At 65.6% G+C, this 23237-nt stretch carries 22 protein-coding genes; 8 read left to right on the forward strand and 14 right to left on the reverse strand.

Translation table 11 applies throughout. The features are described 5' to 3' along the window. Positions 1-14: 14 nt before the first annotated feature. Both ACL02S_RS03540 and ACL02S_RS03545 read right to left on the reverse strand, forming a co-directional pair. Positions 15-680, reverse strand: coding sequence for an urease accessory protein UreF (locus tag ACL02S_RS03540; RefSeq protein WP_412800794.1), 666 nt, complete (start codon positions 678-680; stop codon positions 15-17). Between the two features lie 214 nt (positions 681-894). Next, positions 895-2376: an MFS transporter gene (locus ACL02S_RS03545; RefSeq protein WP_412800795.1), complete on the reverse strand. Its 1482-nt coding sequence runs from the start codon at positions 2374-2376 to the stop codon at positions 895-897. 92 nt (positions 2377-2468) lie between these two features. Between ACL02S_RS03545 and ACL02S_RS03550 the strand changes: the two genes are divergently transcribed. Next, a complete protein-coding gene (locus tag ACL02S_RS03550) occupies positions 2469-3152 on the forward strand; it encodes a TetR/AcrR family transcriptional regulator (protein WP_412800796.1) in 684 nt (227 codons plus the stop codon). A gap of 35 nt (positions 3153-3187) precedes the next feature. On the opposite strand, the gene ACL02S_RS03555 is transcribed toward ACL02S_RS03550, so the two are convergent. Beyond that, positions 3188-3865 carry an O-methyltransferase gene (locus tag ACL02S_RS03555; RefSeq protein ID WP_412800797.1) on the reverse strand — a complete coding sequence of 226 codons (678 nt, stop codon included), beginning with the start codon at positions 3863-3865 and terminating at the stop codon, positions 3188-3190. 111 nt (positions 3866-3976) lie between these two features. Here ACL02S_RS03555 and ACL02S_RS03560 point away from each other — a divergent pair, with 111 nt between their 5' ends. Further along, positions 3977-4816 carry an SGNH/GDSL hydrolase family protein gene (locus tag ACL02S_RS03560; RefSeq protein ID WP_412800798.1) on the forward strand — a complete coding sequence of 280 codons (840 nt, stop codon included), beginning with the start codon at positions 3977-3979 and terminating at the stop codon, positions 4814-4816. Positions 4817-4889: 73 nt separating this feature from the next. Here the strand turns inward: ACL02S_RS03560 and ACL02S_RS03565 are convergent, their stop codons facing one another. Both ACL02S_RS03565 and ACL02S_RS03570 read right to left on the reverse strand, forming a co-directional pair. Then, positions 4890-6098, reverse strand: coding sequence for an SPFH domain-containing protein (locus ACL02S_RS03565; RefSeq protein WP_412800799.1), 1209 nt, complete (start codon positions 6096-6098; stop codon positions 4890-4892). Then, positions 6098-6529, reverse strand: coding sequence for an NfeD family protein (locus ACL02S_RS03570; RefSeq protein ID WP_412800800.1), 432 nt, complete (start codon positions 6527-6529; stop codon positions 6098-6100). Before ACL02S_RS03570 ends, ACL02S_RS03565 begins: the two co-directional genes overlap by 1 nt. 125 nt (positions 6530-6654) lie before the next feature. Between ACL02S_RS03570 and ACL02S_RS03575 the strand changes: the two genes are divergently transcribed. Continuing rightward, positions 6655-7479, forward strand: a complete 825-nt coding sequence (locus ACL02S_RS03575; RefSeq protein WP_412800801.1) for a DUF3097 domain-containing protein — start codon at positions 6655-6657, stop codon at positions 7477-7479. 140 nt (positions 7480-7619) lie between these two features. Next, positions 7620-8435, forward strand: coding sequence for an Rv1486c family protein (locus ACL02S_RS03580; RefSeq protein ID WP_412800802.1), 816 nt, complete (start codon positions 7620-7622; stop codon positions 8433-8435). Between the two features lie 100 nt (positions 8436-8535). On the opposite strand, the gene ACL02S_RS03585 is transcribed toward ACL02S_RS03580, so the two are convergent. The 8 genes from ACL02S_RS03585 to ACL02S_RS03620 form a co-directional block, all read right to left on the reverse strand. Beyond that, a complete protein-coding gene (locus ACL02S_RS03585; protein WP_412800803.1) occupies positions 8536-9609 on the reverse strand; it encodes a ferrochelatase in 1074 nt (357 codons plus the stop codon). Between the two features lie 10 nt (positions 9610-9619). After that, complete coding sequence (gene inhA, locus ACL02S_RS03590; protein ID WP_412800804.1) at positions 9620-10456, reverse strand: NADH-dependent enoyl-ACP reductase InhA; 837 nt, start codon at positions 10454-10456, stop codon at positions 9620-9622. 97 nt (positions 10457-10553) lie between these two features. Next, positions 10554-11270, reverse strand: coding sequence for a 3-oxoacyl-ACP reductase FabG1 (fabG1, locus tag ACL02S_RS03595; protein WP_412800805.1), 717 nt, complete (start codon positions 11268-11270; stop codon positions 10554-10556). A 106-nt stretch (positions 11271-11376) separates the two neighbouring features. Next, the gene (locus ACL02S_RS03600; protein WP_412800806.1) at positions 11377-12378 is read right to left on the reverse strand and encodes a VWA domain-containing protein; all 1002 of its coding nucleotides are present in this window, start codon (positions 12376-12378) and stop codon (positions 11377-11379) included. After that, positions 12375-13325, reverse strand: a complete 951-nt coding sequence (locus ACL02S_RS03605) for a DUF58 domain-containing protein (RefSeq protein ID WP_412801093.1) — start codon at positions 13323-13325, stop codon at positions 12375-12377. The genes ACL02S_RS03600 and ACL02S_RS03605 overlap by 4 nt, the downstream gene beginning before the upstream one ends. 32 nt (positions 13326-13357) lie before the next feature. Beyond that, positions 13358-14554: an AAA family ATPase gene (locus tag ACL02S_RS03610; RefSeq protein ID WP_412801094.1), complete on the reverse strand. Its 1197-nt coding sequence runs from the start codon at positions 14552-14554 to the stop codon at positions 13358-13360. Positions 14555-14687: 133 nt separating this feature from the next. Beyond that, on the reverse strand, positions 14688-16097 hold the full coding sequence (locus ACL02S_RS03615) for an NlpC/P60 family protein (protein ID WP_412800807.1): 1410 nt from the start codon (positions 16095-16097) through the stop codon (positions 14688-14690). Positions 16098-16548: 451 nt separating this feature from the next. Next, positions 16549-17088, reverse strand: coding sequence for an Rv1476 family membrane protein (locus ACL02S_RS03620; protein WP_412800808.1), 540 nt, complete (start codon positions 17086-17088; stop codon positions 16549-16551). Positions 17089-17379: 291 nt separating this feature from the next. On the opposite strand from ACL02S_RS03620, the gene ACL02S_RS03625 reads away from it, so the two are divergent. From ACL02S_RS03625 to ACL02S_RS03640, 4 genes are all read left to right on the forward strand, one after another. Then, a complete protein-coding gene (locus tag ACL02S_RS03625) occupies positions 17380-20211 on the forward strand; it encodes an aconitate hydratase (RefSeq protein WP_412800809.1) in 2832 nt (943 codons plus the stop codon). Positions 20212-20556: 345 nt separating this feature from the next. Further along, positions 20557-21123, forward strand: coding sequence for a TetR/AcrR family transcriptional regulator (locus ACL02S_RS03630; protein ID WP_412800810.1), 567 nt, complete (start codon positions 20557-20559; stop codon positions 21121-21123). A 247-nt stretch (positions 21124-21370) separates the two neighbouring features. Next, the gene (locus tag ACL02S_RS03635) at positions 21371-21826 is read left to right on the forward strand and encodes a hypothetical protein (protein ID WP_412800811.1); all 456 of its coding nucleotides are present in this window, start codon (positions 21371-21373) and stop codon (positions 21824-21826) included. A gap of 11 nt (positions 21827-21837) precedes the next feature. Continuing rightward, a complete protein-coding gene (locus ACL02S_RS03640; protein ID WP_412800812.1) occupies positions 21838-22800 on the forward strand; it encodes an MvdC/MvdD family ATP grasp protein in 963 nt (320 codons plus the stop codon). 198 nt (positions 22801-22998) lie between these two features. Here the strand turns inward: ACL02S_RS03640 and ACL02S_RS03645 are convergent, their stop codons facing one another. Then, a complete protein-coding gene (locus ACL02S_RS03645; RefSeq protein WP_412800813.1) occupies positions 22999-23232 on the reverse strand; it encodes a helix-turn-helix domain-containing protein in 234 nt (77 codons plus the stop codon). Positions 23233-23237 lie beyond the last annotated feature (5 nt).

A 23237-nucleotide genomic window follows, 5' to 3' on the forward strand; every position in this document is an offset into this window, starting at 1 on the left:
CTTCTCTCGGGACTTCAGCTGGCGAACAGTGGCATATCACGGAATAGGTGACGTTCGGCGAGCACATCTTGCAGCGGGTCGGATACCGTGGCGAGACCGGTCACCGCTTCCGCGGCAACCCGGTCGCATAGGTCGGTGAGGCGGATCGTGCACGCGGCGATAGCGGCGGGGTCAAGGGCCAGCAGGCGCTGAGCAGCGGTCGCCGCGCCGGTGAGCGTGGTGTAGACGACCACATCCGCGATCTCCCTCGGCGATACCGCGGCAGTCCTGCCGACCATGCCGAAGGCTGTCGACGCATGCGGTGTCGTCCCGAGGGTGGACCAATCGTGCCGGGGCCACAATTGTTTGGCCAGCCGTAACAGCCCCCGGCCCTGTGCGCGGGAGGCGACCCGCGCGCCGGGTGCCGGAGTGCGCGCGTCGGCCTCCACCTCAGCGCGTACCGGATCGAGTTCACCCGCGCATACGGCGGCGGCCAGCGACGCGGCCACCAGACCCGATGTCCGGATCCGGCGACGCACGTACAACTCCACCGTCGCCACATCACGGACCAGACCGGAGGCGATGGCCTCTTCCATCCCCCCGGAGTGCACATGCCCGCCGATCGGCAGCCGAGAGTCGGCGAGCGCGAGCACCGTCGCACGACTCGGTGCAACCGGATCACTCGTACCAGATTCACGCACCCGTCGATCCTATGTCCCGGCGTGTCGCCGGGGTGTACGGCCCATTTCGTGCGTGTTCCACTGTCGTGCGATCATATCGGTGGCGCGCCCTCGGCAGCACAGCAGAGTGCGTTGCGGTACAAGGCTATCCATCCCTGGAGGCACCGAACGGCACTACGCCACGGCCCCTCGACTCCGCAGTCGTGGCCACGATCCCGGTCTCCCGCCGAGGCGATCAACGACGGGCGCGGAGGGCGAACCATGCCGACAGCGCCATAGCCACAAGCACCATCGCGCCCGCGGTGACCGCGGCATGCATACCGTAGACAAAGGATTCGCGTGCCGATTCGATCAATGCCGTATCGCCGTGAGCCTTCTGTATGGTTTCGCCGAGCGTGTCCTGATAATCACCGCCCGATCGGAAAATCAGTGCCGCCAGAGAACCGAGCAGCGCCAAGCCCATCGCGTTACCCAACTCGAAGCTGGTTTCCGAGATACCGACCGCCGAACCGGCCCGCTCCGCAGGCACCGAGGACACCGCGACATCGGACACCAGCGTGAAGGCAAGACCGTAGCCGACTCCGGCGATGGTCGAGCCGACCAGGTACGCCCAGAGTCCACCATGTACGCCGACACCGAGCAGCAACAGATTACCCACCGCGGCGGCCGATAGCGCGAACACGAAGGTGGCACGGGCACCGAACCGATGCCCTGCTCCCGAACCACCGACCGAGCAGACGAACACCGCGATCGCCATCGGAATGCCGAGCAGCGCCGCGGCCAGCGGGTCACGGCCGGTGACCGACTGCAGGTAGATACTGCTCAGATAGCTCAGACCGGCCAGCGACATCATGCCTGCCGAACTGGAGCCGACCGCCACCGAAAACCGGGCCTTGGTGAACAACTCCAGGTCGAGCAATGGTTCCTCGAGCTGACGCTGCCTGCGAATGAACGCGATCGAGCTGACCACACCGATCAGTCCGATGGCGATCGCTTCGGCGTCGATACCGGTGGTCGCGGCGTGCTTGATGCTGTACACCACGGGCAGGATGCCGCCGATCGACAGGGCGACGCTCGGCAGATCCAGTGGCCCGAGTACGCCTGCCCGATGTTCCGGCAGCACGAACGGGCCGAACGCGAACAGGATCAGCAATACCGGAATGTTGATGAGAAATACCGAACCCCACCAGAAATGATGCAGCAGCACACCGCCGATGATCGGTCCCACCACCGAACCGCCTGCGAAAAATCCCGTCCAGATACCGATCGCGGTAGCCCGGGTGCGCGCGTCGGGGAACAAGCTGGAGATCAGCGCAAGACTGGACGGCAGCAGGGTCGCGCCCCCGATGCCCATCAGCGCCCGCGCGGCGATCAGCAGGCCCGCACTCGGTGCGAACGCCGCGAGCACCGAGGCGATCCCGAAGATCGCGGCACCTGCCAGCAGGATGGTGCGTCGCCCGATCCGGTCGCCGAGATTGCCCATCGTGATCAACAGGCCCGCGAGCAGGAACCCGTAGATATCGAGAATCCACAGCTGCTGTCCTGCCGAGGGATCCAGATCGACAGTCAACCTCGGCAAGGCGAGGAAAAGCACCGACACATCCATCGACACCAGCAACACCGGTAGCAGCAAAACCGCGAGCCCCAGCCAAGCACGACGCGAAGCCACCGGTTCTGGTCCAGCGGACATGGTCGGCACCGCCCGTGCGTCAGCCATCCCGAATATCCTCTCACCTAGCGCGTACGCCGTACGCACGCATTCGGGTACAGTGTACGCATCCAGGTTCAGTACGGAAAGCGAGCCCGAGGGTGACCGAGAACAAGCTGCACCGCACTGCCATCGTCGATGCCGCGATCGAACTCGCCGATACCGAGGGCTTGGACGCGCTGTCCATGCGGCGCATCGCCGATCGGCTCGGCGTAGGAGCTATGTCGCTGTACCGCCATATCGCGAACAAGGACGAACTACTGACGGCGATGACCGATGAGGTGGCGCGGCGCACCCCGTACCCTTCACCGGAAGGACAACAGTGGACCTGGCGCGACCGGGTCCGCATCGCCGCCGAGATCGACTGGGCACTCTATCGGCAACATCCATGGGTGCTCCTCACCTTCGCCACCCCGCGCTACAGCCTCGGGCCGCCGAGCCTGGCCTGTTTGACCTGGTTGGTAGACGGATTCCTGGAACTGGAGGTATCCACCCGCGAGGCGACGAACATGGCCCTCACGGTGTGGAACTACATCTCCGGCGCCACCTTGCCGAAGATCAGTACCGCGCTGATGACCCGCAAGGACGCCCACCCCGACGGCAACCAGCTACGGTCACCGGCCACGGCCGCGGCGGATGGATCGGTCCCACTCGCACTGGCCGAGCTCATGAACAATACGGAAGGCACCCTGCCCTATGAGGAACTGCTCTACAGCGGGCTCGACGCATTGTGTGACGGGTTCGAAGTACGGGCTGCGCGCCATGCCCGAATGACCTCGACCTGACTCGGGCGGTGGCGCTGATTGCCAGCCCTAACGGCTCACTCGATATCGGCGCCGTTCACCACGGCGTAGGCGAAACCATCCCAGCCCTTGCTGCCCACGGTCTGGACAACGGTCGCGTCCAGGCCCTGCTCCTCGGTGAGCATCTCGATCAGTTCCCTGGCCGCCTGTGCGCTCGGGTCCTCGGACTGCGCATCGGCCACCGCGCCGCCGCGGACCACGTTGTCGACGATGATCACCGAACCCGGTCGGCTCAGGCGCATCGCCCACCGCACATAGTTCGCATTGTTCTCTTTGTCCGCATCGATGAACACCAGGTCGAACGGCGCGAGGCCGTCCTCGGCGAGTACGGGCAGACTCTCCGACGCGGCACCGACGCGGATCTCCACACGATCGCCCACACCGGCCCGATCCAGGTTCTCCCGCGCGATCCGCGCATGCCGTGCGTCGAACTCCAAGGTGACCACCCGGCCCTGCGTACCGACCGCGCGGGCGAGCCAGATGGTGCTGTACCCGCCGAGTGTGCCGATCTCCAGTACCCGGCGCGCCTGCGCCGTCCTGGCCAGCAGGTACAGGAACTTCCCCTGCGGGGGTGATACGTCGATCGCGGGCAGGTCCGCCGCTTTGTTCGCCGCCAACGCGGCATCGGAAGCCGGATCCACCACCAGCGCGTCGATGAGGTAGCGGTCCACATCAGCCCATTCCGGTGTCATCATCCTCGCCAGTCTGCCACTCGATATCTCCCGCGGACTCGGCATTTCGAGTAACCTGCCGCATAAGAGACGTGCATGTCCCGCTACCGAGCCACCGACGCACAGGAACACGGCATGACGAATCTTCCGCACCTGCTGGCCGTCATCGGCATATTCCTCACGCTGAGTACCGTTCCGACCGGTGCGGCGCACGCGGGCAGCGGAGCCGAGTACGTCGCGCTCGGCGACTCCGGCGCGGCGACCACCGGCGTACGGAATTTCGACTTCTCCGCCCCGCCCCGGTGCCTGCGCTCGACCGCGAACACACCGAAGCTGATCGCCAGGGATCTGGGCCTGCGACTGGACGACCGCACCTGCAACTCGGCGCGTATCGCAGATCTCACCGCACCTCAGGAGCCTGGTATCGCACCACAATTCGACGCCATCGGCCCGGACACCAGACTGGTGACAGTACATATCGGGGCCAACGACGCTCTTATGGCGGAGCACATCATCGCCTGTCACCTGGCCGGAATCCGCGGCGGTGCCTGCGCGGGACCGGACTGGGATGCCGATATCGACGCCATCGCGGAACCGTATTCCGCGGCATTACAACAGCTCTCGTCCCTGGCTCCGCGAGCGAAGATCTTCGTCGACGGCTGGCCGCGCTATGTCCGCGACGGCGGGTGTCCCGAATTGGTCGGTCTGCGCCCGGCCGATGCCGCCCATGTGCAGGCGGCGTTCGATCGCCTCGATACGGTGGTGGCCCGCTCCGCCGCGGCGCACGGCGCCACCTATATCGATACCCGTGCCGCCTCGGAGGGCCACGATATGTGCGCACCCGCGGGCATCCGCTGGTTCGACCCCGTGATCGCCACCGAAACCCTGGTTCCCTACCACCCCACCCCGCAAGGTATGCGCGGTGTCGCCGACGTCCTGATTCCGGCGATCCGCGCTTCCGGACTACCCGGCTGAGCGAATTCCACCACCCGGCCGTTACCGACACCGCCCCGGACTCCAGCGAAATCCGGGGCGGTCGGACACGGTCCTACTTGGAGAAGTTCTCCGGGGGCTGGTTCGGCGGGAACGCCTCCTGTGGCGGGAGCACCTGCCGGTGCGGGGAGGGTTCGTGTCCCTTCCGCTGCGACGAGGTCGGTGTCATCCCCTCGACCGGGGTGCGGGCCGTGGCCTCGGCGGCGCGTACGGCACGCTCGATGGCCGGATCGGGCGCGGTATCGAACCAGTCCGCGACATCGGAGTCGTCCTCCGGCTTGGTTTCCGTGCCTTCGGAGGCAGGCGGTTCGTACCGGAACACGCCGTCCTCACCCTGCTCGCCGAAGCTCTTGGCGAACCCTTCGAGCGCCTTGCCGAAATCGCTCGGCACCAGCCACACCTTGTTGGCATCACCACGAGCGACCATCGGCAACGTCTGCATGTACTGATAGGCAAGCAGTTCCGGTGTCGGCTTGCCGGATTTGATAGCGGCGAAGACCTTTTCGATTGCTTTGGCCTCACCCTGCGCCTGCAGGTAGGCGGCGGCGCGCTCACCCTGCGCGCGCAGGATACGGCTCTGCCGTTCACCTTCGGCGGACAGGATCGCCGACTGCTTGGCGCCCTCCGCGGAGAGGATCTGCGACTGTTTGGCGCCCTCCGCCGTCTTGATCTGCGATTCACGCTGCCCCTCCGCGGTGAGGATCATGGCGCGCTTCTCGCGATCGGCCTTCATCTGCTTCTCCATCGACTCCTGGATCGACGGCGGCGGATCGATACTCTTCAACTCCACCCTGGCGACCCGAAGGCCCCAGCGTCCGGTCGCCTCGTCCAGCACACCACGCAACTGGCCGTTGATCGCGTCACGTGAGGTGAGCGTCTCCTCCAGCGTCATCCCGCCGACCACGTTGCGCAACGTGGTCACAGTCAACTGTTCGACCGCGGCGATGTAGTTGCTGATCTCGTACACCGCCGCTTGCGGGCTGGTCACCTGGAAATAGACCACGGTGTCGATATGCAGGGTCAGATTGTCCTCGGTGATCACCGGCTGCGGTGGGAACGACACCACCCGCTCGCGCAGATCCACTTTGGCGCGGATCCGGTCGGCGAACGGGACCAGAAATGTGAGCTGGCCCGATACTGTGCGCGAATACCTGCCCAGCCGCTCGATCACCGCGGCCTCGGCCTGCGGCACCAGCGCGATCGACTTGAATACCACCACAACGACCAGCAGGACGAGTACGGCGGCAACGATCAATACAGCCATCAAGGCCCCTTCCAGACGACGGCGGTCGCGCCGTCGATCTCCATGACATACACGGTCGTACCCGGTTCGTAGACTTCGTTCGTATCCATCGGCCGCGCGGTCCAGACCTCCCCGCCCAGCTTCACCCGGCCGGAATACTCCGCGACCTGTTCGAGTACCAACGCCGTCTTACCAGGAAGCGCGTCCACATTGGTCAGCGTCGGCGGCGCGGCTCCGAAGCGCCTTCGGATGATCGGGCGCACGCCGAGGAACAACACCGCCGAGATCCCCGCGAACACGACGGCGTCCACCACCGGCGAGGTATCCGCCGCGGCACTGATGCCTGCCGTGCCCAGCGCCGCGACACCAAGCATAAGCAGCGTGAAGTCCCCGATGAGCAGCTCCGCTGCCGCGAGCAGAATACCCGCGACCAGCCACAGTATTGCGACCACACCACCACTCTAGTGCGCCGGACCCGATCCGGGGTATCACCCGCCCGACTACTCGGCACGAAATCAGCACGGACGCGCGACGAACCCCGTTGCGGTGAAATACTCAGCGGCAGTGCTAGCTTCAGATGGTGAGCGGGCGTGACAGGTACGGCGATATCTTCTCCGGACATCCTAGAGCGAAACGGTCGGTCCCCACAGTTGACGCGGAACGCGATCTGGTTGTCGAAGACGCCGCGACAGGATTCTGCGGCGCCGTGGTCGGTTTCGACCGCAGCTACGACGGCGAGTTCGTGAAACTGGAGGATGCCCGTGGCACAGTACGCCTGTTCGCGCTGCGCGAGGCCGCGTTTCTGCTGGAAGGCGTTCCGGTGACGCTGGTCCGCCCAGCCGCGGCACCGCCGAAGCCACGCACTCGCTCGGCCTCCGGATCCACCCGGGTACAGGGGCTGCGCGCCCGGACGGCGCGCGACAGCAGAATCTGGGTGGAAGGCGTGCACGACGCCGCGCTCGTCGAACGGGTGTGGGGCCATGACCTCCGCGTCGAGGGCATCGTTGTCGAACAGCTGGAGGGCTTGGACAATCTGGCCACGAGACTGGCGGCATTCGAGCCGGGGCCGGGCAGACGAGTCGGAGTGCTCGTCGACCATTTGGTGACCGGATCCAAGGAGACGCGACTGAGCACCGGACTCGGGCCACATGTCCTGGTGACCGGACATCCCTATGTCGACGTCTGGCAAGCGGTACGACCCGCGGCCGTCGGGATCGCGCAATGGCCGCGAGTGCCACCCGGTGAGGACTGGAAGACCGGGGTCTGCCTGCGGCTGCACTGGGGTACTCCGCAGGACGGATGGCGCCGGGTATACGACGCGGTGACGTCTTTCCGGGATCTGGAGGCGCCACTCATCGGTGCGGTGGAACGCCTCATCGACTTCGTTACCGAACCGGACTGACCCTCCTCGAAGTGCGGGCCTGATCACCAGTCGATGTCCGCACCGACCCGGTAAGCAGGCATAAGCGACATGCGCGCTGCTCACGAATGCCATGTGCATGGCTGCCCACCGATAACGCCTACCCCTTATGCTCGGTAATTATGTGCTCTCCAAGTGCGACACTGACCGTGTGGGCGAGCTCCTGGCTGGCCGGCCGCAGTGCGCCCGACGACGTTCTGGCGGCCTTGCACGCATGGGCGCCGAGACACACCATCGCGGCGGGCGATCTGCGCACCGGCAGCCGCACCGACCTGCCCTGGTCCGCACTCGGCGACCTGCCGGGGAGCGGAGTCATGGCCCTGCTCACCGTGATCCGCAAGATCATGGCGCAGCCGGGAGCACAGCTGCGGCTGGTGCTCCCGGTTCCCGGCGATGTGCGTGGCGTCCCCCTCGGAACGGCGTTCGCCGCGGAGGTCATCGACGCGGAGGAAGGTGTCCTGATCGGCATCCCCGGCACCGACGGCACCGGACTCATCCCGCAGCGCATCGCCGAGGACACCCTGCAGTGGACCGTCTACAGCACCCCTATCCCTACCGAGCCCAGTGCCGATATGTCGCTGGGTGAAGCCGAATACGCTATGCGCGAAGCGGTCCGCGATGCCGCGGACGCGCTGCTGGAACTGCATACCACCTCGGTCGGCACGACCGATTCCGATCCGCGTGAGCTCATCGAGGCCGAACTCGCCGACTACACCAGGCACGACTACCCCGGCTCGATTCCGCTGCGCGCCCGACGCATTCTCGATACCGCCGACCATGTCGCGGCCATACTCACCGTCGCACAGCGGGAGCCTGCCTCCGCCCCGACCTCCGCCAGTGCGATCGGCGCGCAGGAATCGCTGCTGCGCCCGTTATGGGATGTGATCCGTGCTGCCAGGCTGGTCGCGGTGCACGCCTCGACACGTGGCGGCCGCTGACCCCGCTTCCCGGCTGCCACCAGCCCTGTTCGATCGATGGACGGAACATATCGTGACGTCGGTACCGCCGTGGCGAGCACCGACGCGATCGGCAGCTACGTCAATTCCCCGTACCCGGCCTACGCGCTATGGCGCAACAACCTGGGGCGCAGGGCGTGCCGTTGCGGGTGCAACCGTATCCGGGGACAGCGCCGAGCCGATCCGGCTCGATCGCACGCATATGTTCGGAGATCAGCTCGACGACCAGCTTCGCGAAACGCGGGTCGGTCCCTGGCGTGGCAGCGCGCGCGAACTCCATACCGAGCTCGTCGGCCTTTTGCGCGGCCTCGGTGTCGAGATCCCAGATGACCTCGAGATGGTCGGAGACGAAACCGACCGGGCAGACCACAACGGCATCGACCCCCTGCGCCGCGAGATCGTCGAGGTGGTCGACGATATCCGGTTCCAGCCATGGGACCTGCGGCGGGCCGGAACGCGACTGCCAGACCAGGTCGTAGTCGGTGAAACCGGTTGCCGCGGCGCATAACCGGGCCGCCTCGGCGACCTGACGGCTGTAGAGCTTGCCACCATCGGCGGGCGGGCCCGCGGCGGCGTCGGCCGATACCGGAACGGAATGTGCGGTGAAGACCAGCCTGGCGGCGGCCCGACGGCCTACCGAGAGCTGCTCGCGCGCCGCACCGATCGCCTCGGCGAACGCCTCGATCAGCAAGGGGTGGTCGAAGTACTGGCGCAGTTTCACCAGTTCCGGCGCGTTCGCACCGAAAGCCGCGCGCGCCCTTGTGATGTCCTCGTGGTACTGCAGACAGCCGGAGTAGCCACCCCATGCCGAGGTCGGGAACACCAGGGCGGAGCCGATACCGTCGGCGGCCATGCGCGCGACAGTGTCCTCGACGAGAGGATGCCAATTCCGGTTGCCGAAGTACACCGGCAGATCCAGCCCTGCCGCGGCCAATTCGCCCTCGACCGCGGCGATGATGTCCCGGTTGAGTGCGTTGATCGGCGAGACGCCACCGAAGTGCAGGTAGTGCTCGGCGACCGCTTCCAGGCGGTCGCGCGGCACTCCCCTGCCCCTGGTGACATTCTCCAGAAACGGCATCACATCCTCGGGGCCCTCCGGACCACCGAAGGACAACACCAGTAGCGCCTGAGGCGCGCGAATAACGTTGTCTGCCATTGTGTCCGACTCAGTTGGCCGACATGCCCTCGGGGAACCAGGTGTTATGGCTGGCTCCGCCGTCGACATAGATGATCGATCCCGTCGTGCCAGGCAGCCAATCCGACAGCAGCGCCACGATCGACTTCGCCACCACCGTGGGGTCGTTGACGTCCCAACCGATCGGCGACGCACCGGCCCAGTACTCGTTGAGCTGGTTCAGCTTGGCGGCGTCATCGGTCGCGGTGCCCGCGATGGCCTTGGCCGCCAAAGTCTTGATCGGCCCCGCCGCGATCAGATTGGAGCGGATCTTCTTGGCCGCGCCCACTTCTCGCGCCACGTACCGGTTCACCGATTCCAGCGCCGCCTTCGCCACGCCCATCCAGTTGTAGTACGGCATCGCGGTGCGTGGATCGAAGTCCATACCCACGATCGATCCGCCCGCGTTCATCACCGGAAGCACCGCACGCGACAGCGAGGCATAGCTCCACGCCGAGATCTCGAACGCCTTGGCGGCGTCCGAACCCGGCCCGTCGAGGAACGGCCGAGCCTCCGGCCCCATCAGGGTGCGTGGCGCGAAGGCGATCGAGTGCAAGACCCCGTCGATTCCCTCTGGCGCCAGCTCCCGCACCGCATCGGCCAACGCGGCGAGATTCTCCTCGTTGGTGACGTCAAGCCCGATGGCAGGAGGAACCTCCTCTGGCAGGCGCTTGGCGATCCGATCGATCAGCCGTAGCCGCTCCGGGATGCCGGTGATGATCACCTTCGCGCCCTGCTCCTGCGCGACCGCCGCCGCGTGGAACGCGATCGACGAATCGGTGATGATGCCGGTGACCAGAATGGTCTTGCCTTCGAGCAGTCCGCCCATGAGTTCTCGGTTCTCCTGAAATTCGATTGTGAGTGCCCGCGACGGCCGCGGCCTGCCGCGCTACGCGGTGGTCGATGCTATGCGGTGGTCGATGTGGTCAGTGGCCCATACCCATGCCGCCGTCGACCGGGATCACGGCACCGGAGACATAACCGGAGTCCTCGGAGGCCAGGAAGCTGATCACAGCCGCGACATCTTCCGGCTGACCGAGCCGCTGCAGCGGGATGAACTCCTTCGCCATATCGTGGTACTTCTCATCCAGCTCCGCGGTCATATCCGTCTCGATGAACCCAGGTGCGACGACATTGGCTGTGATCGAACGTGAACCGAGTTCCCTGGTGATCGAACGCGCCATACCGATCAGACCCGCCTTGGACGCGGCGTAGTTGATCTGGCCGGGTCCGCCACCCATGCCGACCACCGAACCGAGGAAGACGATCCGCCCCCAGCGGGCCCGCAGCATGGCACGGTTGGCGCGCTTGGCGACGCGGAACGCACCGGTCAGGTTCGCGTCGATGACCTTGGTGAACTGCTCCTCGCTCATCCTCATCAGCAGCGTGTCGTCGGTGATGCCCGCGTTGGCCACGAGTACCTCGACCGGCCCCTGGTGCGCCTCCACCTCGGCGAACGCACTATCCACCGACGCGCTGTCGGTCACATCGCATTTCACCCCGAACAGGCCGTCCGGCACCCCCGACCCACGATGCGTGACAGCCACCTTGTGACCGTCGGCAAGCAGACGCTGCGCGACCGCGAGACCGATGCCGCGGTTACCGCCGGTCACCAGGACCGACCGGGATGTGATGTTCGACATGGGGTTCAACCTACCTGGTCCGGTTCGGCTGGTACGACCGGCCCGCCGGGCCGGATTCCGGTCGACAGCGACCGGATGCCGCGAGCCGTGCCTGTGTCATAGCCCGCTACGGCAACCGCTGACGGTAGAGCAACCCGGTCACCACACCGCCCGCGGTGATGAGCAAGCCGAGCAGCAACCAAGGACGGCTGACGTCTCCCCTGGTCAACTCGTATCCGATCTGCTGTTCGAGCGTGTCGTATACCGAAGTGAGCTCACCCATACTCGATGCCTTGAAGAAGTCGCCGCCGGACAGTTTCGCGATCTCCCGTAACGACTCGTCGTCCACCGGCACCCGCTGCCTGGACCGTCCTCCCTCGGTGTCCGGTATCTCGACCGTGCCCCATGCGGTGCCGAACGAAATCGTCGAGATCGGGACGTCCTTGCTCTTGGCGAGCCGGGCCGCGACGTACTCGTGCCGTGGGTCGTCGAAGTCCTCGAAGGCGGGGACCGTCTGCTTTCCATCCGACATCAGCACGATCCGCGCCGGTGGTGGTTCACTGGCTCCGCCGAGCACCGTGGCGAGGGTATCGATCGCCTGCAGCGCGGTGATGATGCCTTCGCCCGTCGCGGTGCGTTCGGCGAGTTTGGCACTGTCGATGGCCGCCTTGACCGCCTCGTGGTTCGTCGTCGGCATCACCAACACCGACGCGGTACCGGCGAAGGTGACGAAACCGATGTTCAAGCCCTTGGGCAGGCCGTCGACGAACTCCTTGCCCGCGTCCTTCGCGACCTGGAAGCGGCTCGGTGCCACATCGGTCGCCTCCATCGACAACGACACATCCATCACCAGCATGACGGTCGCGCGGTTGCGCGGCACCTTCTTCACCGCTGTCGGCCCTGCCGCGGCGATGGTGAGGAATACCAGACCGATCAGCATCAGCGCGATGGCTACGTGCCGGAACGGACCAGGCCGCGAGGGGGCGACCTTCTCCAGCAACTGCATATTGGTGAACGTCAACATGTGCTTGCGCCGGTTGCGCTGCACCACCACATAGCCGAGCGCGATCAACGCGATGACGATGAGGAATCCGAGCCAGATCTGTGCGGTGAAATTCGAAATACTCACTGACGTGGCACCCGCCCGGTCGGGGCGCCGAAGCTGTGGCGCCGGGTGGACACGAACCGGACCACATCGGCGATCCAGTCCCGATCAGTACGCAGGGTGAGCACCGGCGCGCCACAGCTACGCAGGGCTTGTTCGACTTGCCTCCGGTGCCGTTGCGCCGCCGCGGCGAAATCGGCGCGCAGGGTGGGGGTCACGCTGAACTCACGAGTGCGCCCGGTCTCCGGATCGTGTAGCACGACATCACCGATATCGGGCAGCGACAGATCACGCGGGTCGAGCACCTCGACCGCGAGCAGGTCGTGCCTGGCTGAGATGGCGCGCAGCGAACGCTGCCAATCGATCTCGCCCAAGAAGTCGCTGATGATCACCGCGAGCCCGCGTTTGCGCTGCGGGCGGCGCAACGATTCGATACCGCCGCGCAGGTCGCCGCGCACACCGTCGGGTACGTGCGGAGTGGTCGCGATACCGCGCAACAGCGACTGGGCGTGAACGCGCCCGCTGCGTGCCGGGATACGGACCAATCGCTCGCCTGTGGCGACCACCGCGCCGATCCGGTTACCGCCGCCACTGGTCAGGTGGGTGATGGCGGCCGCGGCGGCAATGGCGAGATCACGCTTCTGGCAGGCGGCGGTGCCGAAGTCGAGGCTGGCCGACAAGTCGACCACCATCCAGGTCTCCAGTTCCCGGTCGGCGATCATCTGTCGCACATGCGGATGGGTGGTCCTGGCAGTGACCGACCAGTCCATCTGACGCACATCATCGCCCGGCTGATACGCGCGTGCCTCACCCGGTTCGGAGCCGGGGCCTGGGATGAGCCCGAGATGATCACCGTGCAGTACCCCGTCGAGCCTGCGCCGCACGGTGAGTTCGAGGGTCTTCAGCGCGACCGACAGTTTCGGGTCGGTCAACCCTCCTGCGTGAAAGGACGGCGGTGCGTGCGACGGCATCGGCACTGACACAACCGGGTCCGATGCCGAGGTCACTTCGGCGGGAAGGTGCCCACGGGCTGCGAAGGCTGCCCGTTCGGCGGCTGGGACGCAGTCTGCTGCGGTGCGTGCGCTTGCGGACTCTGTTGATGCGGGGCGCTCTGCGGCCCTGCGGCCGGGTGCGCGGCATTCTCACCCGGCACAACCGCGTGCGGGGCGACCTGCGGCAGGCCGACGGTTTGCAGTACGCGCCTGATCACATCCTCCGGGCTGACCTCATCGGCGAGGGCGTCGTAGGACAGCACCAGCCGATGCCGCAATACGTCCGGGATCACCTCGACGACATCCTGCGGTACGACATAGTCGCGGCCACGGATCAGCGCGACGGCACGAGCCGCGGCGATGATGCCGAGGCTCGCGCGGGGTGAGGCACCGTAGGAAATCCAGCTCGCCACATCCGGCATGCCGAAGTCGGCGGGCTTGCGGGTCGCCGCGATCACGCGGACCACATAGTCGACGAGAGCGTGATGCACGAAGGTATCGGCCGCGACCTTCTGCAGCCGGATCAGGTCTTCCGGTCGCAGGATCCGGTTCGCTTCCGGCGCGGTCACCCCCATCCGGTAGATGATCTCGCGCTCCTCCTCCACCGAGGGATAGTCGACGACCACCTTGAACAGGAAGCGGTCCCGCTGCGCCTCGGGCAGCGGGTACACCCCTTCGCTCTCGATCGGGTTCTGCGTGGCCATGACCAGGAACGGATCCGGCATCGGGTAGGTCTTGCCGCCGATCGACACATGCCGCTCGGCCATCACCTCCAGCAGCGCCGACTGCACCTTGGCCGGCGCGCGGTTGATCTCGTCGGCGAGCACGAAGTTCGCTACGACCGGGCCGAGCTCGGTATCGAACTCCTCGCGGCCCTGCCGGTAGATGCGCGTACCGATGAGATCGGTCGGCACCAGATCGGGCGTGAACTGCACACGGGCGAACGAACCGCCGACCACCTTGGCGAAGGTCTCCACGGCCAGAGTCTTCGCGATACCGGGAACACCTTCCAGGAGCACGTGGCCGCGCGCGAGAACTCCGACGAGTAATCGTTCCACCAGGCGATCCTGACCGACGATCACCCGCTTGACCTCGTAGATCGCCTTTTCCAAGAGCTGGACGTCACGCCCGAGGTTGCCGGGTGCGGAAGCAGGCACATCCTTCGCCGAGCTCACTCCGCTCACACCGTCCGTCGAAGTCACCAACATCCCCGCTTTCGCCTTGGTCCTGTGCGTGCTGCCACAACTATTCCAGGTATCGATCACCTGCGCCGCAACCGGACCCGACATGACGGGAATTCGAGGTTCGCCACACCGCTCGATATCCAGGATGTCCGATATCTCAGGAGAATACCCGTACCGCGTACGGCATGATGCCGCCTTCCCGGACCGGGGAAACTTTGACCACGTCACCGGACTGTGGCGCCTCGACCATCTGCCCGCCACCGAGGTACAGCGCTACATGCCGACTGCCGTTGGCCCCCCAGAACAGCATGTCGCCGCGTTCGCGCTGCCCGACCGGCACCCGCGTCCCCGCGTTGTACTGGTATCCGCTGTAGTGCGGCAACGCGACCCCGATACCGGCGAACGCGTAGACCATGAGGCCCGAGCAGTCGAAACCGACCTTGTCGAAATCACCGTGCCGGTCGGCGACGCCGCCGTCGCGGATACCGAGGGTCGGCCCCTCCTCGTCGCCACCACCCCAGGCATAGGTGATACCGAGCTGGGACATGGCCCGGTCCACCACGATCTCGATCGCCGCCGAGCCACCGACCCTGGACGGGCTCAGCTGCGGGCCACTGCGCCGCGGCGGTGGCGCTTCCTCCAACTGAGTGTGCGGGCGCTTTCCCGCGGCCAGCTCGGCGGCACGGTCGCGTGCGGCCTGATCAGCGGACGAACGGGCCGCGGCAGCCGCGCCTACCGCCGCTTCCTCGGCTCTGCGCTGCGCGTCCCACGAGTGGAACGCGCTGCGCTGTTCGTGTAAACCGGCCACATTCCGCCGCGCCTGATCCAGCCTGCTCTGCGCATCCTGGCGCCTACGCAACAGGTCGTCACGCTGCGCGGCCTGCTGATCGAGCTGAGCTCGCGCCGCGGCGACCGCGTTCTCCGCCTCGACCTTGCGCGCTGCCGCGGTGGCAGCGGCCGCGTCCGCGACCGCCTTCGCATGGCGAGCGCTCGAGTTCTTGTTGCCCTGATCGATCTGGGCCCGGCGCAGGCGGTCCAGCACCTGTTGCCGATGTGCCGAAACCAGCGTGAGTAACTGAGCGCGATCGAGCATCTCCGCCGGGGTGACTGCCGTCAGGTAGGCAACCATCGAATCGGAACCAGGTCGGGTATAGGCCTGGGTAGCGAACTGATCGAAGTCATATCGTGCCTGACCGACCCGCACCGCGGCATCGGCCAGTGCGTGCTGGGTGTCGACGACCGCGACAGCGGCCGCGTCAGCGGCTTCGCGCGCGACCCGCAGATCCACCAGCGCCTTGTTGACCTCTTCCCTACGTTGTGCGACCACATCGTCGAGCAGGCGCAGCTGCTGATCGACCTCGGCAATCCGGTTGATCAGCGCACCCACCTCGACCACTCCGGCCTCGACCTGCGCCCCTGCCTCGACGATCTGGCCGTCGCTGGGATTTAGCGGAGGGGGCGGGACAGCGGTAGCCGCCCCAGGGGTGAGCAGTGCGACAACTATAGATAGCAACCATATAGCGATCAATAACGATGGTCGGCGGACCGGTTCGCCGCTACTGCGCATCACACCTCCCGAGACCGGATTCCGGCGATACCCAAAGGGCATAAGGTGGACCATTAAGCGCTGGTCAAAAGATGGCCTGGGACATATGGTCCCTCATCGGAGGCCATTCGGACGGTACGACACATCCGACAGGGATGGAATCACGGCAACCAAATCGCACCCACAGTCTTTGATTTGCCAGAAATTTGCCTCACGCGGCAGAGTGTTCCAGTGGTTAGAAAAAACCGATCAGATAAAAGATTAGCTAGAAGGATACTGATGGCTCTGATCAGCACCTGATCCGATGCCGGAACACTCCAGGTGAAGGTTTCCGCACGACGTCACATCGGATCGACCGCGAGGCCGTCGAGATGCCTGCCCGAACGCCACGCAGACACCCGATCCCCCGCACAGCGAACCGATCGAACAGCGCAGGACTACACCAGGACCGCGCGCGGTCGAGCTCGGAGACTCACACCGAACCGGAGTCGGTTTCGCGCGCGCGCCTGGCTTTGACCCAGGCCAGCCCGGCGATAACTGCCAGCGTCCCGGCCAGCAGAATGCTGGTGACTGCCGTCCACGACACCGATTCCGGTGTCTCCAGGCGATCGACGAAGCCGCTCGCGGCCTGTGCGTTCGCACCGTGGCTGTACTTCGCGGCGTCTTCGGCCCATTCCAGTCGCACCCGGCTGAGGGTATCGCTGTAGGTACCGACCCAATCGTCGCTGAAAACGACGACGGTGCCGCCCTGAGTCTTCCCCACTTCGGTAGCCAGGTCGCGTAAGCTCGATTCCCGTCCCGGGTTACCGGGAACGACCACGATGCTCAGTGGAATGCCCTGCGATCGCGCGTCCGCCGCGATGGCCGCCAACTCCGCCTCGTCCTTACCGGTCAACGTCGCGACATGATCATCAGCCAAATCCGCGTTGAGCAAACGCACAGTGTCCGAGGTGACATTCGGCGGCAATTCGGTGGCCAGAGGGGTGAAAACGGAGGTGTGCGGGGCGGTCATCTTCCATCCGGTCTGTCGAGCCGCATCGGCATCCGCATCCGAAGCGACGGGCGTCCAGCACTGCAGAGTCGGGGGAGGTCCTCTTTGCTGGCTCGAAAGCACAGTACGCGACGGAGTGTCGCATCATCTATACCCGGCACGCGAACCACCCCCCACCGTTTCACAGGACAAGCGTACTGTTAAGGTCATAATGCGAGGAAACCGGCGCTCAGCGGCGCCGGAGCACCTCCGAAGACTCGGTCGCAGGCACAGCCCCGTCTGCGACCACCCTCACAGACGAGTGGAGCTGACGTGACGAAAAGTATCGATACTTTCGGCGCCAAGGGCACCCTCGAGGTGGGAAGCAACTCCTACGAGATCTTCCGCCTCTCCGCCGTGCCCGGCACCGAGAAACTCCCTTACGCATTGAAGGTCCTCGCGGAGAACCTGCTCCGCACCGAGGACGGCGCCAACATCACCGCCGACCACATCCGCGCCATCGCGAACTGGGATCCTTCCGCGCAGCCGAACACCGAGATCCAGTTCACCCCGGCCCGCGTCATCATGCAGGACTTCACCGGCGTGCCGTGCATCGTCGACCTGGCCACCATGCGCGAGGCCGTGGCCACCCTCGGCGGCGATCCGGACAAGGTGAACCCGCTCGCCCCCGCCGAGATGGTCATCGACCACTCCGTGATCATCGACGTATTCGGCCGCGAAGACGCCTTCCAGCGCAATGTCGATATCGAATACCAGCGCAACGGTGAGCGCTACCAGTTCCTGCGCTGGGGCCAGACCGCGTTCGACGACTTCAAGGTCGTCCCGCCGAGCACCGGCATCGTGCACCAGGTCAACATCGAGCACCTGGCCAGGGTCGTCATGGTCCGGGAGAACACGCAGGGCGCGGTCCAGGCTTATCCGGACACCTGTGTCGGCACCGACTCGCACACCACGATGGTCAACGGTCTCGGCGTCCTCGGCTGGGGCGTCGGCGGTATCGAGGCCGAGGCGGCCATGCTCGGCCAGCCCGTCTCGATGCTGATCCCTCGGGTGGTCGGCTTCAAGCTGACCGGCGAGATCAAGCCGGGCGTCACCGCGACCGATGTGGTGCTCACCGTCACCGATATGCTGCGCAAGCACGGTGTGGTCGGCAAGTTCGTCGAGTTCTACGGCAAGGGCGTGGCCGAGGTGCCGCTGGCCAACCGCGCCACCCTCGGCAATATGAGCCCGGAATTCGGTTCCACCGCGGCGATCTTCCCGATCGACGATGTGACCGTCGATTACCTGCGCCTGACCGGCCGCACCGACGAGCAGGTCGCGCTGGTCGAGGCCTACGCCAAGGAGCAGGGCCTCTGGCACGACGCGGACAACGAGCCCGCCTACTCCGAATACCTCGAGCTGGACCTGAGCACCGTGGTGCCGTCCATCGCGGGCCCGAAACGCCCGCAGGACCGCATCCTGCTGTCGGAGTCCAAGGTCGCCTTCCGCAAGGACATCCACAACTACACCAGCGACGAAGTCACCGGCCCTGCCGCGAGCACGCCGCACTCGAACCTGGACGAGGCCATCGAGGAATCCTTCCCGGCCAGTGATCCGGCGGTACTGTCCTTCGCCGACGACGACGCGGTGCTGGTGTCGGCCGCCGACAACGCCGAGGGCCGTCCGTCCAAGCCGGTCAAGGTGAGCACCGAGGAGTACGGCGACTTCGTGCTCGACCACGGCGCGGTCGTGGTCGCCTCGATCACCTCGTGCACCAACACCTCCAACCCGTCGGTCATGCTCGGCGCCGCCCTGCTCGCCCGCAACGCGGTGGAGAAGGGCCTGACCCGCAAGCCGTGGGTGAAGACCTCCATGGCGCCGGGTTCGCAGGTCGTCAACGGCTACTACGAGAAGGCCGGCCTGTGGCCGTACCTGGACAAGCTGGGCTTCAACCTGGTCGCCTTCGGCTGCGCCACCTGCATCGGTAACACCGGTCCGCTGCCGGAGGAGATCTCCAAGGCGGTCAACGACAACGACCTCACCGTCACCGCGGTGCTGTCGGGCAACCGTAACTTCGAGGGCCGCATCTCCCCCGATGTGAAGATGAACTACCTGGCCTCCCCGCCGCTGGTCATCGCCTACGCGCTCGCGGGAACCATGGACTTCGACTTCGAGCACGACGCGCTGGGCAAGGACACCGACGGTAACGACGTGTTCCTGAAGGACATCTGGCCCTCACCGCAGGAGATCCAGGAGACCATCGACCGGGTCATCTCCCGCGATATGTTCCTCGAGGACTACAAAGACGTCTTCAAGGGCGACGAGCGCTGGCGCAGCCTGCCCACTCCGGAGGGCAAGACCTTCGAATGGGCCGAAGAGTCCACCTACGTGCGTAAGCCCCCGTACTTCGAGGGCATGCCGCAGACCCCGGAGCCGGTCACCGACATCACCGGAGCCAGGGTGCTCGCATTGCTCGGCGATTCGGTCACCACCGACCACATCTCCCCGGCCGGCAACATCAAGCCGGGCACCCCGGCCGCGCAGTACCTGGAAGCCAATGGTGTCGAGCGCAAGGACTACAACTCCTACGGCTCGCGGCGCGGTAACCACGAGGTGATGATCCGTGGCACCTTCGCCAATATCCGGCTGCGCAACCAGCTGCTCGACGATGTCTCCGGTGGCTACACCCGCGACTTCACCCAGGCCGGTGGCCCGCAGGCATTCATCTACGATGCCTCGCAGAACTACCAGGCCGCGGGCATCCCGCTGGTCGTGCTCGGCGGCAAGGAATACGGCTCGGGCTCCTCGCGTGACTGGGCGGCGAAGGGCACCCGGCTGCTCGGCGTGAAGGCCGTCATCACGGAGTCGTTCGAGCGTATCCACCGCTCCAACCTCATCGGTATGGGCGTCGTCCCGCTGCAGTTCCCCGCAGGTGAATCGGCCGCGTCACTGAAGTTGGACGGCACCGAGACCTTCGATATCGAGGGCGTCACCGCGTTGAACGAGGGTGTCACCCCGAAGACCATGAAGGTCACCGCCACCAAGGAGAACGGTGACAAGATCACCTTCGACGCCGTGGTCCGGATCGATACCCCCGGTGAGGCCGACTACTACCGCAACGGTGGCATCCTGCAGTACGTGCTGCGCAACATGATCAGGGCCTGATCGCGCCGCCTTCGGCGGCGCGTGTTCGCGCACCCGGGACTCGCGCCTGTAGTCCGATACGTCGTGAGCGGGGCCCTGCGTGGTTACGCAGGCTCCCGCCTCCGGGCCTGACCGCTCACGACAAGGCGCATACGCTTCGGGCACGCAAACACGAGACGGTCGCGAACGTCGCTCGTAAGACTCGCTCCGTACGGGTTGCGAAGTGCGAGCAACAAGTAGGGCTCTGGGGCACCAGTGCTCAAACGCCGTGATACGGCCACTCTGATCACTACTCGCCTCGTACTGTGAACCCCTGATCGGTGAAGGGCCGATCAGGGGTCAGCGCATCCCTGATAGAGGAGCCCGATGCCCAAGGTCAGTGACGATCATCTTGCCGCCCGGCGCAGCCAGATTCTGGACGGGGCACGCCGGTGCTTCGCCGAGTACGGTTACGACGGTGCCACCGTGCGCCGCCTCGAGGAGGAGATCGGGCTGTCCCGGGGCGCCATCTTCCACCATTTCCGCGATAAGGACGCGCTCTTCCTCGCCCTCGCCCAGGAGGACGCCGAACGCATGGCCGATGTCGCGGCGAACCAGGGCATCGTGCAGGTGATGCGCGATATGCTCGCCCATCCGGAGCAATTCACCTGGCTCGGAACGCGTTTGGAGATCGCGCGCAGGCTGCGCACCGATCCCGAGTTCCGCGCGGGCTGGACCCAGCGTTCGGCCGAGCTCACCGCTGCTACCCTGGCCCGCTTGGAACGCCGTAAGGCCGCGGGCGCGTTACGCGACGATGTCCCCACCGATGTCCTGCTCGGCTACCTCGATCTTGTCCTCGACGGCCTGATCGCCCGGATCGCCTCCGGGCACACCAATGAGAATCTCTCCGCGGTGCTGGATCTCGTCGAAGCTTCGGTCCGCCGCAAACACTGATCCGGCATCAGCACCTCGAAAGCGTGCCGCGGCCACCCGAGGCAGCATCCAAGATCAGCTCGGCGGCTACAGCGTAACCTTTGGGAATCCATAGTAAATTTTCCGGAATTCGACCTGATGTAATGTAATCAAGTTTGCAAACAGCCGGTAAAGCTCGCGATCTGCGATTATCGAGACCCTTCCCGCGTTATGATCGATCACACGCTCGGGGGGCGCGGCAAATGGCGAGCAGATCGGAGAAACGGCTATGACCGACGCAATCCACCTTCCCGGGTCGACGCCGAAAGGGGATCGCGTTCCTCCGCTCCGGGGGCTGCTGGTCGCGGAATCCGACCATGAGATCAGGGTGCGTGTCGCCGAGGGAACGTGGACGTTCCGCCGGGCCGATATCGTGCGGATCGTCGATTCCGCAGTGCCACATGCCGATCCGGACTGCCGTCCGGTCTCCGTCGATATTCGCGCAGGCGCCACCGCGGACTTCACCCAGCGACTGCGTATCGATCTGACCGAGCGCCCGATGACCATCTCGGAGTCACCGTCGCATGCTCGTGGTGACGACCAGCTGCACAAGCTCACCGAAGCATGGGCGGCCCAGCTGCGCTTGACCGGCCACCCGAACGCGAGCGGTACGACGTTCACCTACTGCCAAACCAAATCGTGCGACGGGAGCGACGACGGCATCAACTGCGACAGTCTCGATTGAACGGCAGGCGCATGGCGGCGCGCCGGCAGGGCTCGGTCCTGATCGTCTCCGAAACCGGAGATCTACACAGCACTGCGATGGCGGTCACGTTACGAAAACACCATCGGATCAGCCCGATTCAGCTCGACCTCCGCGATTTTCCCCGAGAATCAGGCAGCTTCCGGCTGGATCGGCTCGGCACCGCACGGTCGATGTCGCATCTGATCGGCCTCGATGATGTCCGATCGGTATGGTGGCGGCGCCCGCATCCCACACAGGTGCCCACCGGAGTCCCCGCCTCGGACAACACCTTCCGGCAAGCCGAATGTGATGGATTCATCCAGGGCCTGCTCTGGTCCATTCCGGCGTGCTGGGTCAACGATCCAGGGGCCGACCGCACCGCCGGACGCAAAATCGTGCAGCTGGAGACCGCGCTGCGGGCCGGGTTCGCCGTACCGGAAACCTTGATCACCAACGATCCGGACGAGGCGCGCAGTTTCATCGGATCCCGGCCCGGCCCTGTCGTTTACAAACGCATCGGTACCAGCCGAGCCGAGTTCACCGAGACCAGGATCGTCTCCGGAGCCGATCTCGGCAGGCTCACCTCGATTCGTTCGGCACCGACCATCTTCCAGGACTATATCGACGCCAGCTGCGATTTCCGGGTCACGTGGGTGGAGGGAACCGAGTGGGCCGTGCGCATCGACTCACAGGCCGGTATCGGCACGGTGGACTCCCGCCTGGACACCTCGGTGGATTTCCGGCCCGCTCAGCTGCCCGCTACGGTGAGCAAATCGCTGGCCATGCTGATGGGTGCGCTCGGATTGTCCTTCGGGGTATTGGATATCCGGCTCGGCCGTGACGGCGAATACTATTTCCTCGAAGTCAACCCACAGGGGCAGTTCGCCTATCTGGAGATCAAGACCGGACTGCCGATCTTCCGCAGTCTGGCCAATCTCCTGGTGAACGGTGACGGAATGGTCGCGGGCTACTGAGGACGTACCGACATCCCGCGCAACACACATCACCCCACGCACCGAGAGTTGTTCGGCTCCCTGCCTCGCCCGAGCCGCTGCGCACCAGCTCTGACCGCACGCGACCGGCTCGGGCGACAACCTGTCTCGATCGCCACCCGATATGCCGGATGCGGACGGCGAGAGCCGACGCACAACCGGACCGATGCGCATCCGACCCTATTGGCTCTTGCGGCGATTCGCTCCACCTCGGCTGCGGAGCTGCACATGCGACTCCACCAGCACATTGTGAATGAAACCGTAAGAACGGCCGGTGGACCGCGCCAGTGACCGGATGCTCGCACCCGCCTCGTATTGCTTCTTCAACTGAGTTTGCAGGCGGTCACGTGACTTACCGGTGACACGCGTGCCCTTACCCAGTGTGGTCTTACCTTGTGTGGGCCTGTCGCTCATGGCTT

Origin of the sequence: Nocardia spongicola (genome assembly GCF_047200775.1) — a bacterium.
GTDB lineage: Bacteria > Actinomycetota > Actinomycetes > Mycobacteriales > Mycobacteriaceae > Nocardia.

Coding starts and splice junctions, on each gene's coding strand:
- ACL02S_RS03545 (WP_412800795.1), bottom strand. CDS start 2,376: ATGGCTGACGCACGGGCGGTGCCGACCATGTCCGCTGGACCAGAACCG.
- ACL02S_RS03555 (WP_412800797.1), bottom strand. CDS start 3,865: ATGATGACACCGGAATGGGCTGATGTGGACCGCTACCTCATCGACGCG.
- ACL02S_RS03560 (WP_412800798.1), top strand. CDS start 3,977: ATGACGAATCTTCCGCACCTGCTGGCCGTCATCGGCATATTCCTCACG.
- ACL02S_RS03565 (WP_412800799.1), bottom strand. CDS start 6,098: ATGGCTGTATTGATCGTTGCCGCCGTACTCGTCCTGCTGGTCGTTGTG.
- ACL02S_RS03575 (WP_412800801.1), top strand. CDS start 6,655: ATGGTGAGCGGGCGTGACAGGTACGGCGATATCTTCTCCGGACATCCT.
- ACL02S_RS03580 (WP_412800802.1), top strand. CDS start 7,620: ATGTGCTCTCCAAGTGCGACACTGACCGTGTGGGCGAGCTCCTGGCTG.
- ACL02S_RS03585 (WP_412800803.1), bottom strand. CDS start 9,609: ATGGCAGACAACGTTATTCGCGCGCCTCAGGCGCTACTGGTGTTGTCC.
- inhA (WP_412800804.1), bottom strand. CDS start 10,456: ATGGGCGGACTGCTCGAAGGCAAGACCATTCTGGTCACCGGCATCATC.
- fabG1 (WP_412800805.1), bottom strand. CDS start 11,270: ATGTCGAACATCACATCCCGGTCGGTCCTGGTGACCGGCGGTAACCGC.
- ACL02S_RS03605 (WP_412801093.1), bottom strand. CDS start 13,325: ATGCCGTCGCACGCACCGCCGTCCTTTCACGCAGGAGGGTTGACCGAC.
- ACL02S_RS03610 (WP_412801094.1), bottom strand. CDS start 14,554: ATGTTGGTGACTTCGACGGACGGTGTGAGCGGAGTGAGCTCGGCGAAG.
- ACL02S_RS03615 (WP_412800807.1), bottom strand. CDS start 16,097: ATGCGCAGTAGCGGCGAACCGGTCCGCCGACCATCGTTATTGATCGCT.
- ACL02S_RS03620 (WP_412800808.1), bottom strand. CDS start 17,088: ATGACCGCCCCGCACACCTCCGTTTTCACCCCTCTGGCCACCGAATTG.
- ACL02S_RS03630 (WP_412800810.1), top strand. CDS start 20,557: ATGCCCAAGGTCAGTGACGATCATCTTGCCGCCCGGCGCAGCCAGATT.
- ACL02S_RS03635 (WP_412800811.1), top strand. CDS start 21,371: ATGACCGACGCAATCCACCTTCCCGGGTCGACGCCGAAAGGGGATCGC.
- ACL02S_RS03640 (WP_412800812.1), top strand. CDS start 21,838: ATGGCGGCGCGCCGGCAGGGCTCGGTCCTGATCGTCTCCGAAACCGGA.
- ACL02S_RS03645 (WP_412800813.1), bottom strand. CDS start 23,232: ATGAGCGACAGGCCCACACAAGGTAAGACCACACTGGGTAAGGGCACG.